We start from the raw sequence: 17,932 nt of genomic DNA, 5'->3' as shown, positions 1-17,932 counted from the left end.
TTGCAATTAAACCCATTACGTGTAAAAATTGACCGCTATGAAATTGAAAATTATATCTCTTACAACGCTCCTGGCTTTAATTGCTTTGGGTATCTCGGCATGGTGGTTTTGGTCCCCCAAACCTGCTTTTCGTCAGGTTAGCTTTAATCAGCTTCCGGGTTGGGAAACAGGCGAATTCAAGAAGTCGTTACTCACGTTCCAAACCTCATGTCGTGCATTTATTAAGCAAGATCCAGAACAAGTGGTCGGTACGGATCAAATAAATTTGCAAGTTAAAGATTGGCAACCAGCCTGTCGCGCGGCTTTAAAAATTAATCCGGTTATTGAAAAGTCGGCAAAACTTTTTTTTCAGAAATGGTTTGCTCCCGTAGAGTTTTACGATAATAAACCAGTAAAAGGGTTATTTACCGGGTATTATCTGCCTCTGATTAAAGGCAGCTATACTAAATCAGCTCAATTTAGCGTTCCTATTTATGAAACACCCAGCAATTTAGTCAATGTTGATTTAGGCTTATTTATCCCTGATTTAAAAAATCGCAAGCTTGTCGGTCGAATAGTTGGAAATAAAATTCTTCCTTTTTATACCCGCGAACAAATTAATCAAGGAGCTATTAAGGATACCGCTCGTGTGCTGGTATGGATTAATAGCCCGGTAGATCGATTATTTTTAGAAATCCAAGGTTCCGGAATAATAGAGCTTGAAGATGGTAAAAGAATCTACGTAGGCTATGATGCACAAAATGGTGCTCCTTATACTCCCATCGCAGGGGTTTTAATCAAAAAAGGAGTTATGACCAAGCATAATGCTTCCATGCAGGGGATTAAGAAGTATTTTAAAGCACATCCAAAAGAAATGGATAAAGTGATTAATCAGAATAAGTCCTTTGTTTTTTTCCGGTTACTGTCGTTAGAAGCGGCACTAGGTTCTCAAGGGGTAGCACTGACGCCAGGGTACTCTCTTGCTATTGATCGAGAATGGATACCTATGGGGGCACCTCTTTGGTTAAGTACCTCACGCCCAGACAGTAAGAATCCTGATACGAGTAAACCGATGCAGCGGTTGATGGTAGCCCAAGATACCGGGGGCGCCATTCGTGGTAAGGTTAGAGGTGATGTATTCTGGGGTGGGGGCGATAAAGCTACTTTAATTGCCGGGCATATGAAAAATGAAGGGCATTATTGGTTGCTTTTACCTCGCCATGCTTTATCGCGATTGGAAAAAATATCGTAATTATTTTTCTAAGTATAATTCGATATAAGGGCTATTGACCATTCATTTTAAAGTTGGCCTCTGGCCGTCTTGCGCCAGAAGTATCTGGTGGTCGAGGGAGTATCCCTGGATCCTGAGATCGAGTCGGTGTTGTTGCATCAATCAAATTGTGTCCCCACCTACATCTCGCGGACAAGCCGCGGGACGTTGAAAAAATAGTAATCAACAGCCTCTAAGATGAAGATGCTGGTTTTTCTAATGAAACAGGTATTGCTGGAATAGCTGAAGCAGAGTCATTGAGCGTTTGCGCGGTATTTCCTTTTAACGCATCGGCCAAACTTATAAATTTGTAACCGTTACTTTTATACATTTCAATTATATCTCTCAAACACAGGCTGTTTAACAAATTTGCATGAATTAATAAAATTTGTTTCACGGGTTGACCTTTTGCTCTTTTTTCTGCTTTCAGCGTTTGTTGCCAGATATAAGCAAGATAACGTTTTTTAAATTGTTTGATGCTTTGAGCTCTTTGACGGTAGGGAATTCTATAAAAGCGGGCATTGAATTCATAATCCTTGCTGTCAATAGTAACTGGAGCAATCGTATATTGATGAGCGGCAAGGTAATCAAGAACTTTTTGTTTTTTCTCCCCCTTACCTTCGGCAAGATAGGGATAACGAAAATATTTAGGCTCAGTCATTACATGCGCTAATTTAACATCAGCTCGTTCTATATCCGCTATGTATTTTTCTGCACTAATCGCATTTAGGCTACGGTGAGTATAAGTATGATTTCCTATTGTAAAACCTTGATTGCGAAATGTTTCCATTAAATCCCATTCATTTTTGGCAACCGCACCGCCAATAGCAAATCCAGTGGCGGGAACTTCATTTTCGACAAGAGCATTTACCAGAGCCATAAATCGCTCTTGAGTTCTTTTCAAACTAGCAGGGGTGCTGCTCCCGGAGCCAACAAAGGGTAAATCATCAATGGTAATCGCAATTTCCCGCTCTTCGGCAAAGCATTGAGTATTGAGTATAAAAAACAACAATGAAGCTACACCTAGCCCGCGCATTAACATGTTTCCCCCCACCCGGAATTAAAATATCCGTTGTTATTTTTTTAATTACTTTAAACTATAGACGATAATTTTAATTTGCACGGAATAAGAAGAAAAAATATGTATTTTATGAATAAAATGTGATAGAGAGAAGGATAAATAAAATGTTATTCTCTTATTTATCAATGAAGTATCGTATTTTAACACCACTCTTTAAGTGATTCTGGAAAGGAACTGCTTTGCACATGATAAAGGACTATTTATGACTTGTACTTTGCCCAAACATGCCTTGTTAGCATTTCTGTTCACCGCGATGATCTATCTTGGGCTTTTGTCGTTTATTACTTATCCCTTAACTACTTTATTAAAGCCCATCCCGATCATTTGTTTGATCATCGGGACGTTACACATGAATATCTTGCCCCGAGCGAAAACATTAATAGTTTTTGCTCTGAGTTTTTCACTTTTAGGGGATGTAGTTTTGACATTACCTGTTTCATTGACGCTGGAGCTGGGAATAGGATGCTTTTTGCTGGCTCATTGTTTTTATATTACTTTATTTTTAAAAGTATTTGAGTATCGATTTTCCCATTTTGTTTATTATTTACCGGTTCTCTTATTGATGATTGTTTGTGCGGGAATTTTAATTCCCGCACTTGGATCTTTGTTGATTCCCGTAATAATTTATTTTTGTATTTTACTGTTAATGGTTTTTAGCGCTTTTCAAGTGAACCAGCAAGGATTAATTATTAGTGCGGGGGCTTTAAGTTTCATGGTATCTGATCTTACTCTTGGTTTTAATTTATTTGTCTATCCCCAGATAAATGTCCGGATTTTTATTATGTTAAGTTATTACCTCGCTCAGTTATTGTTGATCTGGGGATTGGTAAAAATTTTCAGGCAGGCTGAGCCTCTTCACTCATTAAGCACTAAAGAAATGAAGTTGAAGTTTGATATGCACTAATTTCACAGCGCGGGTGGTTTTATCTAGTTCTGGAGCAATTGATCCCTTATATCCAAATTATTTGTTTAATTAAAATTAACCAGAAAAGGCCTCATCGTTTTGTTCACCGGATCATATTGGTAACGTCCTGTATAATTTAAATTTTTTCCATAAACGTGTAAGGAAATGGCTATTTTTTCTGATTCATTAACCACGCTGTGTATGTCATCAGGTAAAAAAGTGATAATGCCTCCTGCCGGTCGGATAATAGCCTTTTTTTGTCTTTCTATGTCGGCGTACCCTGGTTTTGAGCCATCGTCTACTCTGATCCACTGATAATTTTTTTCAATACCAACAACGCATCCAACGACACCCCAGGTTTTATGATCGTGCGGTGTGATTTCGCGTCCAGGTTCCCAAGCCACTAAATTAATCGCTAAAGAATGATCTTTTTCTTCATGGAGAAGCCAAGAGCTAAAACCTACACTGGAATCTACCGAGTAATATTTTTCTTCCAGCCAGTCCTGATGCATTACCCATTGGGACAAGAGCCCTGACACTCTCATAATGTTAGTATGGTCATCATGCTGCAAAATATTATATGTTTTAAGTTCTTTAATGAAAGGCTCTAAACCTTTGGGTAGAGGCGGACTCATGGAAAACTCCTTTTATTTTCTGATTCCAGTCTAGCAATTTAAAGCTGAAGATTAGTATGGTCAAAATTCATCCTCAGTTTAAAGCTAGTGTCATAAATTATATTCTATAATTAAAGAAAATTAATTGATAAGAGATAAGTTAGTCAAAAGTTATCAATGGGTTATGCAAGGTATTAAATTTAGTATGGGAAAAAAATTATAAAAAATAAATGATTAATTGGACATTAGGGATTTAAGAAGAGTAAAAAAGGAGTGCTAATAATGCCATCCCAATCTAATTTGAAGTTAGATTCTTTGGGCCCTGCGGAGACAAAAGCATTATTAAATGCCCTATTGTCTTTTAAGAAAGGGGATTTTAATGTTCGATTGCCAACGGATTGGCTAGGCCTCCCCGGAAAAATTGCTGATGCATTCAATATTATTATTGAAACCGCGGATGGACAAAGTAAAGAGTTTGCACAAATAAGCAAAGAAGTTGGGAAAGAAGGACGAATTGAAAAGCGAGTCAGTTTTTTGCAGGGATATGGGGCATGGCGCATTAATGTGGACTCAATCAATAATCTCATCGGCGATTTAATTCAGCCTATGTCAGAGATGGGAAGAGTTGTTGGAGCGGTAGCCTCAGGAGATCTGAGTAAAAAAATGCCAATAACAGTTGATGGCAAGCCTTTAAAAGGAGCGTTTTTAACTACCGTAGAAATTGTTAATTCTATGGTGACTCAATTAAATGCTTTCTCTTCAGAAGTAACCCGCGTTGCCCGTGAAGTGGGTACTGAAGGTAAATTGGGAGGTCAGGCAAAAGTAACGGGTGTTTCCGGTACTTGGAAAGACCTAACTCAAAATGTTAATTTGATGGCAAACAATCTGACTCTACAAGTACGAAACATCGCTGAGGTGACTAAAGCAGTTGCTAGCGGTGACCTCTCAAAAAAAATTACCGTGGATGTTAAAGGTGAGATCCTTGAATTAAAGAATACGATTAACACGATGGTGGATCAATTAAGCTCCTTCGCTTCAGAGGTAACTCGTGTTGCCCGTGAAGTGGGTACCGAAGGGAAACTTGGTGGTCAGGCTACGGTGAAAGGTGTATCGGGTACCTGGAAAGATTTGACCGATAATGTAAACCAAATGGCCAGCAATTTAACTGCGCAGGTGCGCAATATTGCCGAGGTTACTACGGCTGTTGCGAATGGCGATTTGTCTAAAAAGATTACCGTGGATGTGAAGGGAGAAATATTTGAGTTAAAAAACACCATTAACACGATGATGGTACAACTAAACTCTTTTGCCTCTGAAGTAACGCGTGTAGCGCGCGAGGTGGGTACGGAGGGAAAACTGGGCGGTCAAGCTGAGGTGGAGGGCGTTGGGGGGACCTGGAAAGATTTAACTGAGAACGTGAATTTGATGGCCAGCAATCTTACCGCTCAAGTGCGTAACATCGCTGATGTGACTACAGCGGTGGCCAATGGGGATTTGTCCAAGAAGATTACCGTGGATGTGAAAGGGGAAATTCTTGAATTAAAAAACACCATCAACATCATGGTGGATCAATTGAATTCTTTTGCTTCAGAAGTAACCCGGGTGGCACGCGAGGTCGGTACGGAAGGAAAACTGGGAGGCCAGGCAGAAGTCACTGGCGTGGGGGGGACCTGGAAGGATTTAACTGAAAATGTGAATTTGATGGCCAGCAATCTTACCGCCCAAGTGCGCAACATCGCTGATGTGACTACAGCGGTGGCCAATGGCGATTTGTCCAAGAAGATTACAGTTGATGTGAAAGGGGAAATTCTTGAATTGAAAAACACCATCAACATCATGGTGGATCAATTGAATTCTTTTGCTTCAGAAGTAACCCGGGTGGCACGTGAGGTCGGTACGGAAGGAAAACTAGGAGGCCAGGCAGAAGTCACTGGAATAGGCGGAACCTGGAAGGATTTGACTGAAAACGTGAATCTAATGGCCAGCAATCTTACCGCTCAAGTGCGTAATATTGCTGGAGTAACTACAGCGGTGGCCAACGGGGATTTGTCCAAGAAGATTACCGTGGATGTGAAAGGGGAAATTCTTGAGTTAAAAAACACCATCAACATCATGGTGGATCAATTGAATTCTTTTGCCTCTGAAGTAACCCGGGTGGCACGCGAGGTCGGTACGGAAGGAAAACTCGGTGGCCAGGCAGAAGTGACCGGTTTAGGGGGGACATGGAAGGATTTAACCCAAAACGTTAATATGATGGCAAATAATTTAACAGACCAGGTACGAAATATTGCTGAAGTAACGACAGCGGTTGCTACAGGTGATCTTTCTAAGAAAATCACTGTGGACGTGCGTGGAGAGTTTTTGCAGTTGAAAGACACGATAAACACCATGGTGGAACAGTTGCGTACCTTTGCGTCAGAGGTAACGCGGGTTGCTCGTGAAGTAGGTACTGAAGGTAAGCTTGGCGGCCAGGCCTACGTACAAGGGATGGCTGGAACCTGGAAGGATTTAACCGAAAACGTTAATTTAATGGCCAGCAATCTGACCAATCAAGTGCGTAATATTGCTGGAGTGACCACCGCGGTGGCGAATGGTGATTTATCGAAAAAAATCACCGTTGATGTTAAAGGAGAAATCTTTGAATTAAAGAACACGATTAACACCATGGTGGATCAATTGAATTCTTTTGCTTCAGAAGTAACTCGGGTGGCACGTGAGGTGGGTACGGAAGGAAAACTGGGAGGCCAGGCGGCCGTGAAAGGGGTATCCGGTACCTGGAAAGACTTAACGGACAGTGTAAATCTTATGGCAACCAATTTAACCGATCAAGTACGGGGTATTGCCATGGTAGTGACAGCGGTGGCTAAAGGAGATCTGGAGAAACAACTAGTGGTTCAGGCCAAAGGAGAAATCGCTGAACTGACCGATACCATCAACAGTATGATTAATACCCTGTCGACTTTTGCAGAGCAAGTAACCACTGTAGCTCGTGAAGTAGGAGTAGAAGGTAAACTGGGCGGCCAGGCTAATGTTCCTGGGGCATCAGGTATCTGGAAAGACTTAACCGAGAACGTAAACCAGTTGGCTGCAAATTTGACGACCCAGGTGCGAGCTATATCCGAGGTTGCACAAGCTGTTACCAAGGGGGATTTAACCCGAACAATTCGCGTCGAAGCACTAGGTGAGGTGGCCGTTCTCAAAGACATCATCAATGAGATGATTAATAACTTAAAAGATACGACGTTGAAAAATACCGAACAAGACTGGTTGAAGACCAATCTCGCCAAATTTACTCGAATGTTACAAGGGCAAAAAGATCTGATGTTGGTAGCAAAACAGATTTTATCTGAATTAGCGCCGGTGGTTAATTCGCAACACGCATTGTTTTATATCATGGATAATACGGGATCTACAGCCAAACTAAGGATGCTGGCTTCTTATGCGTTCAAGCAACGAAAAAACTTATCCAATGAGTTTGCGATTGGTGAAGGATTAGTCGGACAATGTGCCTTTGAAAAAGAAAGGATTTTACTAAATAATGTCCCTGATGACTATGTTTACATTACCTCTGGTTTGGGTGAATCAGCCCCACTAAATATTATCCTTTTACCTGTATTATTTGAGGGACAAGTGAAAGCCGTGATTGAATTGGCTTCATTTGATCGCTTTTCTATAGCGCAACAAGCGTTACTTGATCAATTAACGGAAAGTATTGGTATTGTATTGAATACCATTGAGGCTAATTCTCGAACAGAAGAACTGCTTAAACAGTCTCAATCAATGGCACAGGAATTACAAAGTCAGCAAGAAGAGTTACAACAAACTAATGAAGAGTTGGAAGAAAAAGCTAAATTACTGGTAGAACAAAATAATGAAGTAGAGAATAAAAATAGAGAGGTAGAGCGTTCTCGTAAATCTTTGGAAGAAAAAGCAGAGCAGTTAGCATTGACTTCAAAATACAAGTCTGAGTTTTTGGCCAACATGTCGCATGAGTTAAGGACGCCACTTAATAGTTTGTTGCTCTTATCGAAACAGTTGTCCGAGAATCGCACTCATAATTTAACCAAAAGTGAAGTGGAATACGCGAATACCATCTATTCATCTGGTGTGGATTTATTAAATCTAATCAATGATATTCTCGATTTATCCAAAATTGAATCTGGCACTGTAGAAATTGATATTACAGAAATATCACCCAAAGAAATTTATGATAATTTGTATAAGATGTTCTGTCACGTAGCTGAAGAGAAAGGTCTAACATACACTATTGAATTAGCCCCGGATCTTCCCAAAACTATTTTTACAGATGTCAAAAAATTGCTCCAAATCCTTAAAAATTTACTGTCAAATGCATTTAAATTTACCGCGCAGGGAACTGTCAAAGTAGATATAAGTACTGCTAAAGCGAATTGGAGTATTGAACATTTGAACTTGAACAGAGCGAAACGCGTGATTGCTTTTTCCGTCATGGATACAGGCATCGGTGTAGCCAAAGAGAAACAAAAAATTATATTTGAAGCGTTTCAACAGGCTGATGGCAGCACCAGTCGTAGATATGGTGGTACAGGGCTTGGATTATCAATCAGTCGTGAGATTGCCAAGTTATTAGGAGGAGAAATTTGTTTAATTAGTGAAGAAGGAAAAGGATGCAATTTTACCTTATATCTACCTCAGGATGATGAGAGCAATTTGAAGAGGAAGACATTTGATGAGGACGCACAAAAAAATCAGCAAGGAGGACGATTTTTAGAAAAAATAGCAAAAGCAGAAGAAGAGGATCTTAATAAAAGTGAAGGTATCACCCTGGGGCATGAAAATAAAGAGACACCTGTTCGTGAAATATCTACGATGATAGCTGATGATCAAACAGAGATTTTAACTAAAGATCGAGTTGTTCTTATTATTGAGGATGATTTGGCATTTGCAAATTTATTGCTGGAAAAAACTCATGAGCAAGGTTTTAAGGGTATCGTAACCACTTTAGGGGCAGACGGTATCGAGTTGGCAAATCATTATCTTCCTGATGCGATTACCCTGGATCTTCATTTACCGGATATGGATGGTTGGCGAGTCTTGGATACCTTAAAAGAAACCCCCTCAACGCGCCATATCCCTATACATCTTATTTCTGCTGATGAGGAGTCATTTCGTGGTTTTAGGCACGGAGCAAAAACATTCCTTGTTAAGCCAGTTACTGAGGAAAAATTGCAAGAGATGTTTGAAACAATCAAAAATTTTTCAACCAAAGAAGTAAAGCAATTATTAGTAGTCGAGGATGAGGAAATAATGCAACAGAGCATTGTGGAATTATTAAAAGGTGACGATGTTGAAATAACGGTGGTAGGTACGGTAAAAGATGCATGGGAGCGTTTAGCAAAAACTACATTCGACTGTATGGTAATGGATTTAGGATTACCAGATAAAAACGGTTTTGAATTACTGGAAGAGATTGGCAGTACTCCTATGTATAAAAATATACCCATTATTATTTATACGGGTAAAGAATTAACGCGAAAAGAAGAGATGCAATTACGTAAAGTAGCTCAATCAATTATTGTTAAAAATGTTGCCTCACGAGAGAGATTACTTGATGAGACCACGCTGTTCTTACACCGGGTTCATAAGAAATTGTCAAAAGAAAAAAGAAAGGTTATTGAAAAACTTCATAGTGGAGAGGAGTTACTTGCAGGAAAAAAAGTATTAATTGTTGATGATGACTACCGTAATATTTTTGCGCTGGCTGGTGTATTAGAAGTGTACCAAATGAATGTTCTGACTGCAGAAAATGGAAAAGTAGCCATTGAGATTTTAAAGGCAAATCCAGATGTAGATATTGTCCTAATGGATATCATGATGCCGGAGATGGATGGTTATGAGGCGATGAGGGAAATTCGCAAAAATCCAAAATTTAAAAAATTACCCATAATTGCTGTAACTGCCAAAGCGATGAAAGGTGATCGTGAAAAGTGTCTTGAAGCAGGTGCATTTGAATATATAGCCAAGCCCGTAGATATTGAGCGCCTAGTGTCTATGTTTAGGGTATTGCTCTACCAATAAAGGATCCGTATGAATAGTTCTCAACTCATGCCTGTAGATGATATTCAAGTGAACTCGTTGCTAGAGGACATTTATAATGAATATGGATATGACTTCAGAAATTATGCTTCTGCTTCATTAAAAAGACGTTTACGACATTATATGATTATTAATAATATTCCAACTATTAATAATTTACATGATCGAATTTTTTATAACGAGGAAAATTTCAATGATCTATTATTGACTCTATCAGTATTAGTGACTTCTATGTTTCGTGACCCCGATTTTTTTCGGGCGTTAAGAAATAAAGTGATTCCTTTATTACATACTTATCCTTTTGTCCGTATCTGGATCGCCGGTTGTTCGACAGGTGAGGAAGCTTATTCGATGGCAATATTACTGGTGGAAGAAGGACTTGATCAGCGAAGCTTCATCTATGCTACTGATATGAATTTAAGAGTAATTGAAATGGCAAAGCAGGGTATATTTTCTATGCCATCAATGAAGCAATACGCTAGAAACTATATGCAATCAGGTGGTAAAAGAGCTTTTGCTGAGTATTATACTTCAGATGGTGAGAGTGCGGTGATTCATAAGGCGATAAGGAAAAACATCCATTTTGCTCAGCACAATCTTGTAACAGATTCAGTATTTAACGAATTTAATCTTATTCTCTGCCGCAATGTGATGATTTATTTCAATCAGAGTTTACAGCAACATACCCATAAATTGTTGTACCGGAGTTTAGCTCCCTTTTGTTTTCTTGCATTAGGAGAAAAAGAGTCCATGTTATTTACTCCTTATGAAGATTGTTATATTACCGTTGATGAGAAGGAAAAGATTTATAAAAAGGTAAGATAATATGTCATACCAACTCTTGGTCATTGGGGCATCTATAGGTGGTTCCAAAGCCATAACTGCAATTTTAAAGGAATTACCTCGTGATTTTCCTGTGCCAATTGCTATTGTTTTGCATCGAGCGAAAAATGTAGATACTTTAAGTGGTTTTTTCCAAAAAAATTGCGTATTAAAAGTTCTGGAAGTTGAGGATAAAATGATGCTCCAGAAAGGATATGTTTACTTGGCTCCTGCTGATTATCATTTAATCGTGGATAAGAATTATTTTTCGTTATCCCTGGATGAATTGGTTCATTTTGCCAGACCCTCTATTGATGTCTTGTTTGAATCAGCTGCAGATAGTTTCCGAGCAAAAGTTATTGGATTGTTACTTACGGGCAGCAGTTCTGATGGGGCAGAGGGTTTATTATTGATTAAACAAGCTGGCGGTTACACCATAGTGGAAGACCCTAAAACTGCAGAAAGTAAAATAATGCCCGAGGCTGCTCTTGAGCTGCAGGCTGCTTCTCAAGTATTGGCACTAGATAAAATTCCCAGGCATTTAATAAAGCTTTGCCAGTATGAAGAGATGTTTCCCCAAGGCAAAACAAAGATATGAAGTAAAAGAGGCCGGGATATTTTTCATGAAAAGCTGTATTTGTATTCATTAGCTCAATGTGAGTAAGAATCTACCGTGGGACGGTTCTTAGAGAGGAATTGTCAACGCAACTGAATATGTTTATGATTGTCGCTGAAAATGAGGGCCTCATAAGTAATTCTTGGGCATCAAACATCACTATTAATTAAAAGCCCTTATTATTTCAACTGGTATGTATTTATATAGCTTTATGAAGGGATGCTGTTATATGAAAAAAACAAATAAACTCCTTATGGAAACCACCTTGGCACTGCTGGTTACATCAAGTTTTGCTGCACCAATGAAGGATGATCACCTGTTTAGAGTGTTTATTCCCGATCTGAGACCGGGATTTGAATTGAATGTGGGTGCTTCATATCTCTAACCGTTAGCTAATAATCTGGGGTGGTCTGTAACAACTACAGTACTTCCGATCCCTTCACCTAACTGGAGTGTTAATGTTATTAAACCAGATTTTAGTCCTGGTTTTAACCTCGGAGCACGTTATATTCTATTAAATCCCGGAACGGATGTTCAATTAAATTGGTTTCATTTGGATACTACTGATCACGATGAAGTTTTTGTAGATCCTTCCTCACAGTGGGTGTCTCCTTTTTAACAAACGGGTACTCCGCCAACAAATACCGGACAAATTACTGGAATTTCTTTATTAAAAGTGGGAAATGTAACTCTGCATTTTAATTATGATTCAGTAAATTTGGATCTGGGGAAATTTATCAATTTTGGATCTAACCTTCAAACGCGATTTTTTACTGGCCTAAGTTCTGTGTTTCTAAAAGAGCAGATAAATTCTACTTTTCATGGACTGCCTGCACTACCTATATTTAATTTTAATAATACGTCCACTTATAATGGAGTAGGGCCAAGATTAGGAATTAATAATAACTATGAGTTTTCTCATGGGATTCATTTGGTGGGACAATTAGCAGGCTCTGTTCTTTATGGCAGAATGTAGCCCGCTCAATATAAATTTACAGGCACATCCATTGAGCTGATTTTGGCTGGAATAAATGTAAATCATGAGGGGCTTTCTAATCCACGTGTCAGTCAATTAGTGCCAGCCCTCGATGCAAAAATAGGCTTAAGCTATACCTATATGATTAAGCAAGCTTCTGAATTAACTTTGGAGCTTGGTTATATGGGCGCTATGTATGTAGATGCTTTATCCAGTAATGAAACAAACAATAATGTAATTGCTATTGATTCAGGATCATTATCCACTGCAAGTGCACAACATACTCAAAGTAATTTTTCTGTAGGCGGACCCTATATTACTGCTCAGATATTAGGGGCTGATGCTCCCATCACCTCCGTGCCTCGGCTTGTCCGAGGTATCTAAAGCTTTATACTTGTGTTCAAACAGCGTAAAAGGGGCTAATGCGTATTGTAGGTTGGTGCTGAGCAACGCGAAGCCCAACAATAAATTAGAATCATGGCATTATCTTAGATGGTTTTAATGCTAGAAAATATTAATGCAATAATAAATAAAGTTTTTAACAACATCACAAAGAATCAAATTCAAAATAAAAGAGTGCGATTTAGTGGGTGATTGAGAAAGGGTTTGAGATTTCGGGTAATCTTGGTAACCACCATGTAATCCATTGATTATCATGGTGGCCAGAGGCGGAATCGAACCACCGACACGAGGATTTTCAATCCTCTGCTCTACCGACTGAGCTATCTGGCCCCGAGGGTTGCTATTAGACTCCGAGATGGATTTTGAGTCAAGAGTTTGTTTACATTTTTTTTGAAAATAGTTTATTTTGATAGGCAATTGCTATCTGTGCACCCAATAATGCATTACTTTTTATCAATTCAATATTGGCTTCCAAACTTCTGCCTGCTGTTAACTCCCCAATTCTTCTTAATAAAAAGGGAGTAAGTGCCTGGCCATTGATGTCTTTTGCTTCTTCATGTGCCTGATGAATGAAGGGCATAATTTCATCGTCTGAAATTTCAGCTGCAACGGGAATCGGATTCGCGATGATGATGCCATTATTCATGTTTAACATCCGTTGATAAACCATCAGCTTGGCAACCTCTTTAGCGCTGTTTAAACGATGAATCACCGGGATACCACTGGAACGGCTATAGAAGGCTGGAAATTCGTTGGTAGCGAACCCTATGACGGGTACGCCATGGGTTTCAAGAACCTCAAGAGTTTTGGGTAAATCGAGAATGGATTTGGCTCCTGAGCAAACGACAGTGACTGGGGTAGTGGCAAGCTCGATAAGATCAGCGGAAATATCAAAGCTATTTCCTACTTCTTGATGAACCCCTCCAATCCCACCAGTGACAAATAAGGGCAGATTTGCCAAATGAGCACAGAACATAGTCGCCGCGACTGTGGTACTTGCTGTCATTTTGCGGCTTAAAACGTAAGCGATATCTCTGCGTGAAGCTTTTATTACCGCTTTATCCTCAGCCAAATGCTCCATGGTCTTTTTAGTCAAGCCAATATGAATTTTGCCGTGATAAAGGGCTATGGTCGCAGGAATGGCTCCTTGATTACGAATAATTGTCTCAACTTCAATAGCAGTCGCTAAATTAGCAGGATAAGGCATACCATGAGAGATTATAGTCGATTCGAGCACCACAATGGGACTTCGATTATTAATTGCTTCCATTACCTCTGGTTTTATTTCTAATAAATCATGAAACATATGTTTGTCCTTATTCTTTTGCAGTATAGCCAGACGGTTTTGCTGAGCCTTCACCAAAAAAATATTTTTGCATTTCCTCTTTTAAAAATTCACGTGACTTTGCTTCTATTAAATTGAGGCGGTATTCATTAATTAACATGGTCTGATGAGACAGCCACATATCCCAGGCTTTTTTTGATACTTCATTAAATATTTTTTCGCCCAGGGCTCCTGGGAAAGGAGGTTTTTGCATGCCTTCAGCTTCTTCTTTTAATTTACAACAAAATATTATTCGACTCATGTTTTTATCCCATACATTCTTTAAAGAGACACATTATGCGCGAATCCGGTGTCTACTCCAAGTAATACCCATCTGCAACAGGGATAATAATTAGTCAGCACGACTTTTTACCTGGGCTTGTAAAATATGTTGGGAAAGTAATTGCTCTTGCTCACTGGTTAGGCCATTAAACGTGATTGCGGTACGATAATGATTATCACTTTGGTATTGGCTATAAACTACAGTTGCATCGAGAATAATAGGAATCATTTTTGGCTTGGTGTAGATAACAACTTTTAAATTTGTTTTTTCTTTTAGGAGTTCATCCGTTCTAAAAGCCATTCCACCCAAACTGATATTCACTTTTCGTAATTGAGCTTTATGAGTCATTAACATCTGGCGAGATAAATAATCTATTTTGGCATTTAATAGATTAAGGTAATGAGCCAACGCGGGTTCTTTTATCCCTAGAGCCTGGGTTAATTCCGCCAGTTCATAATCAATATTTTGAAAGTATTGGGCAGCCTCCATATATCGCTGACCGCTTTCACCCAATAATTGATTGGTGATGGATAGATCAGAACAGAATTCCCCTGGTGCTATAACTCGATAATCAAAATATAAATGATCATCGATGCGGAAATGTTGACGTCTTTCATGTACTGGCATAATAACTCCATTAATTCCGTTTGATGAAAAAATAATTTTTCATGGTTCCTTGTGCTTACCGTCCACTGGTTATACCTTAGGATATCAATTCGACTTATCTATAAATATAGACAGAGTTTAGCCTGTTGGTGAGAAAATAATACATTTTTTTTATTTCTAAGGTTAAATAGTGCGAGAAGCACATGGATTTGCTATTAGGTTATTTAATTTGACGGGGCAATAAAGGCATAGAGGGAGTAAACTAATCCTTCCTTTTCAAGAGAAAAAGGAAGGATTAATAATTTAGCATAAATCACAGGGCGAAATTAGTTGAATCTAATCTGGGCGGCTCGTCAACTGGAGCAATTGGCAATGGGTCCCAATTGATTTCACCTACAGTAGTTCTATGACCATGAATAGGTTTTTTACGATGACTACCATCGCCTCTGAATAAAGCGGTTCTGACACTATCTACTCGGCTTGCAACAGGAGCCTTTGGTTTAACCGCAGTTTCGTCATTTACTTTGCTACTTGAGAAAAAAGCCGGTCGTGCAGCCACAGACGTTCGTTTTTTATCGTTAATGACTATGGTTCCCCAATCTGACGAGCTCTCTGAGGACTCTTTATCCAGCGATTCATCATGCTTTGCATCAGATTTTGTTAGCGAAGAGTCTTTTTTCATACTACTTACAGGTGTTACATTCAACGGAGCAATTTGCTTACTTATTTCAGGCGCTTTGCTTAAAGGGTCTTTTTCCATACTGCTAACAGGAGTTGCATTTAATGGAAGAGTTTTCTTCTTGCTTTCCGCCGCTACATCCAACGGTATAGTCGTAGAAATTGCAACATCTTCTGTGCTTTCTGATGATTCCTGTTGCGCCATTGAATCGTGAGATATTATCATCTCCACATTTTCTCTAATGACGTTTTTCAGATATTCCGCCTCAATTTTCCCCAAACTATCCATAGCTGATGGAGTAAGGAATTCAAGATGAGGGAAGTAGGATAAAAATTGTTCACCATTTAAATCCAGTCCCATAGTATCTTGAATATCAGAAAGCTGGGTTACTCTATCTACAGAGAAATAACCAAAAGACAGTACATGAATTAACTTTCTATACCAAGGAGCTTCTTCCCAGTCATTGTTTAAAAGAGCTGTTTCAATAGATTGTTTAAAAAAGGGTTCTGCATATTCCCGATAACATTTAGTTGCCAGTTTTTCAGCCATACGAATGAGGCGAGGTTCTTGGCTCTTGGATATTTTATTAAAAAGAATATTGGCCTGAGTGATGAACTCAGTCTCTGGAAAACTACCATTCAACAGGGTATTGATTGCATCTATATCTTCTTGAAATCCGAGAGTTGCGGAAGGTAATTCTTCCTCGATTTTTTTATAGAAGTGCTCTGGTTTCATATTACGAAACTTCAATAAATTTTTGAATTGTTGAATAGATAATCTTTTGTTGGGATCAGGACGAGTTAGCTCTTGAATGAGTAAAGAGAAGTTAACAATCGGGTTGGGAGTCGTTTTAAAATAAAGTGCTGGATTAAAATCATGTTTTCTAAGCTCTGCAATTTCCACATCATCTACTTGAGTTAAAATTAAAAATTCTTTTAAAGCCATACCCAGTTGATAAGCCATAAATTGAGGCATATTCATCACAGTTTCGGATGCAACATCGCTATCGTAATTAGTCCAACGTTCATTAAGACAGGCAGTGAATTCATCCGGAGCATATGGAGGAGTACTACGTATCTCTGAGGCCATGGGGTGTGCCTCAGCGGTAAAGGTCTTTCTATCACTAACGCGGATTAGGTTGGAGTGGACTAAAAAATTAGTTAATTTGATATCGGGATGATAAGTCTTTGCTTCTATTAGTTTTTCACAAAAATCGCCAAGCTGTGCAAAATAAAAGCAAGCCTTGGCTCCGAGATCTTTATCTCGAGTGCCCCTAAGTGATCTGGCGACTTCAGCTAAATTACCACCAGTGGCATATTGACTTAATACTACTGGTCTATACTCAATAGGAAAATCTGAGCCCTTAAATCTCATCATAAATACTGCATAATCTTCGATGAAATATTTTGCTACTGGAAAAGAGTGAAGATCTTGTTCCACACCTAATTTATCCCTGTCTTCCACACGAAACACAAAAAGGTCATCTATACCTTCTATTTCAAGTGTATAAAGGTCATTGTTAACATGTCCTCCCAACTCTTTAGTTTTATAGGTTGGAGTCGGACCAGCAGCGGGCAATGTTTCTCTTTTTTGAATCGCATCAAGCTTTGCTTTCGCCATAGCCAGGATTTCGGAATGCCGGTCCAATATTTCTTTAATTCTACGTTCCGAATCTACTAAAACATGCAGCTGGCAGTTAACGGCGATATAACGTTCCTTGCACGCCTCAAATGAAGGATTTCTTAATAATTCATCGCGCTCTTGCAATAATGGATAAACGTCTTCAACTTGAATTGGCAATGGTTTGTCTTTGGTGTGCCGAGCAATTGCTTCAGCAAATTGCATTCCTTTAACAAAGATTGAAGCATCAGCATTAATGGAATAAGCATGCAAATGCGCCTGCCAACCCTCAGGCCCAGTATCACTTAACCAAGCATAGGACGAGCTATTAAGAGTAATATCCTTTAGTCTGTAATTGATTTTTTGTAAATAAAAAAGACGCTGAATGTGATCTTCTTCGGGTATGGTATTAAATGTTGTGATTAAATTTAGAAAATCTTCGGGAATACCAAAAATTGATGGGGGAGATTTCAACGCCATTATTTGCTCCAAAGCAAGAAATATGTATTAAAAAATGGTTTAAATGTATAAATAATAAATTTTTGCATAAAAATAACACAGCATGGTGGTAATTACAAGCATACTTTATAGTCAACAAGGGATTTTTTAATGCTAAGCGTTTTTAATTTTTCTTGACTGTTTTTTTCATACTCTTAAAAAGAATGACCCATTTGAAAGAAA

12 protein-coding genes, 1 tRNA gene and 1 pseudogene are annotated in these 17,932 nt (G+C 38.9%); 7 read left to right on the top strand and 7 right to left on the bottom strand.

Going from position 1 to position 17,932, the window contains the following annotated elements; all coding sequences use genetic code 11:
- Positions 1-37 precede the first annotated feature (37 nt).
- On the top strand, positions 38-1,231 hold the full coding sequence (gene mltA, locus LOX96_RS01280) for a murein transglycosylase A (RefSeq protein ID WP_250421336.1): 1,194 nt from the start codon (positions 38-40) through the stop codon (positions 1,229-1,231).
- Between the two features lie 211 nt (positions 1,232-1,442).
- On the opposite strand, the gene LOX96_RS01275 is transcribed toward mltA, so the two are convergent.
- On the bottom strand, positions 1,443-2,291 hold the full coding sequence (locus LOX96_RS01275; RefSeq protein ID WP_250421337.1) for a polysaccharide deacetylase family protein: 849 nt from the start codon (positions 2,289-2,291) through the stop codon (positions 1,443-1,445).
- A 241-nt stretch (positions 2,292-2,532) separates the two neighbouring features.
- Between LOX96_RS01275 and LOX96_RS01270 the strand changes: the two genes are divergently transcribed.
- Positions 2,533-3,234, top strand: a complete 702-nt coding sequence (locus LOX96_RS01270) for a lysoplasmalogenase (protein ID WP_250421339.1) — start codon at positions 2,533-2,535, stop codon at positions 3,232-3,234.
- A gap of 65 nt (positions 3,235-3,299) precedes the next feature.
- Here LOX96_RS01270 and LOX96_RS01265 read toward each other — a convergent pair whose 3' ends face one another.
- The gene (locus tag LOX96_RS01265; protein WP_250421340.1) at positions 3,300-3,869 is read right to left on the bottom strand and encodes a cysteine dioxygenase family protein; all 570 of its coding nucleotides are present in this window, start codon (positions 3,867-3,869) and stop codon (positions 3,300-3,302) included.
- A 261-nt stretch (positions 3,870-4,130) separates the two neighbouring features.
- On the opposite strand from LOX96_RS01265, the gene LOX96_RS01260 reads away from it, so the two are divergent.
- The 5 genes and pseudogenes from LOX96_RS01260 to LOX96_RS01240 all read left to right on the top strand — a co-directional run bounded on the left by LOX96_RS01260 (position 4,131) and on the right by LOX96_RS01240 (position 12,721).
- A complete protein-coding gene (locus tag LOX96_RS01260) occupies positions 4,131-9,905 on the top strand; it encodes a HAMP domain-containing protein (RefSeq protein WP_250421341.1) in 5,775 nt (1,924 codons plus the stop codon).
- Positions 9,906-9,914: 9 nt separating this feature from the next.
- Entirely contained in the window at positions 9,915-10,748 is an 834-nt protein-coding gene (locus tag LOX96_RS01255) for a CheR family methyltransferase (protein ID WP_250421342.1), read from the top strand.
- Position 10,749: 1 nt separating this feature from the next.
- Positions 10,750-11,343, top strand: coding sequence for a chemotaxis protein CheB (locus LOX96_RS01250; protein WP_250421343.1), 594 nt, complete (start codon positions 10,750-10,752; stop codon positions 11,341-11,343).
- Positions 11,344-11,590: 247 nt separating this feature from the next.
- The gene (locus tag LOX96_RS01245; RefSeq protein ID WP_250421344.1) at positions 11,591-11,746 is read left to right on the top strand and encodes a hypothetical protein; all 156 of its coding nucleotides are present in this window, start codon (positions 11,591-11,593) and stop codon (positions 11,744-11,746) included.
- Between the two features lie 15 nt (positions 11,747-11,761).
- A pseudogene (locus tag LOX96_RS01240) lies at positions 11,762-12,721 on the top strand (Lpg1974 family pore-forming outer membrane protein).
- Positions 12,722-12,993: 272 nt separating this feature from the next.
- Here the strand turns inward: LOX96_RS01240 and LOX96_RS01235 are convergent.
- From LOX96_RS01235 to LOX96_RS01215, 5 genes are all read right to left on the bottom strand, one after another.
- Positions 12,994-13,069, bottom strand: a tRNA-Phe gene (locus LOX96_RS01235).
- A 49-nt stretch (positions 13,070-13,118) separates the two neighbouring features.
- Positions 13,119-14,045 (bottom strand): pseudouridine-5'-phosphate glycosidase, encoded by a 927-nt coding sequence (locus LOX96_RS01230; RefSeq protein ID WP_250421345.1) that lies wholly within the window; start codon positions 14,043-14,045, stop codon positions 13,119-13,121.
- Positions 14,046-14,055: 10 nt separating this feature from the next.
- Complete coding sequence (locus tag LOX96_RS01225; protein WP_250421346.1) at positions 14,056-14,325, bottom strand: oxidative damage protection protein; 270 nt, start codon at positions 14,323-14,325, stop codon at positions 14,056-14,058.
- A gap of 90 nt (positions 14,326-14,415) precedes the next feature.
- Positions 14,416-14,973, bottom strand: a complete 558-nt coding sequence (locus tag LOX96_RS01220; RefSeq protein WP_250421347.1) for a PilZ domain-containing protein — start codon at positions 14,971-14,973, stop codon at positions 14,416-14,418.
- 292 nt (positions 14,974-15,265) lie between these two features.
- Positions 15,266-17,731, bottom strand: a complete 2,466-nt coding sequence (locus tag LOX96_RS01215) for a serine/threonine-protein kinase (RefSeq protein WP_250421349.1) — start codon at positions 17,729-17,731, stop codon at positions 15,266-15,268.
- Positions 17,732-17,932 lie beyond the last annotated feature (201 nt).

It is taken from the genome of Legionella maioricensis (assembly GCF_023618015.1).
Lineage (GTDB): Bacteria > Pseudomonadota > Gammaproteobacteria > Legionellales > Legionellaceae > Legionella > Legionella maioricensis.
Note: the sequence above shows the minus strand (reverse complement) of the source record. Positions and strands in the feature narration are given on the sequence as shown.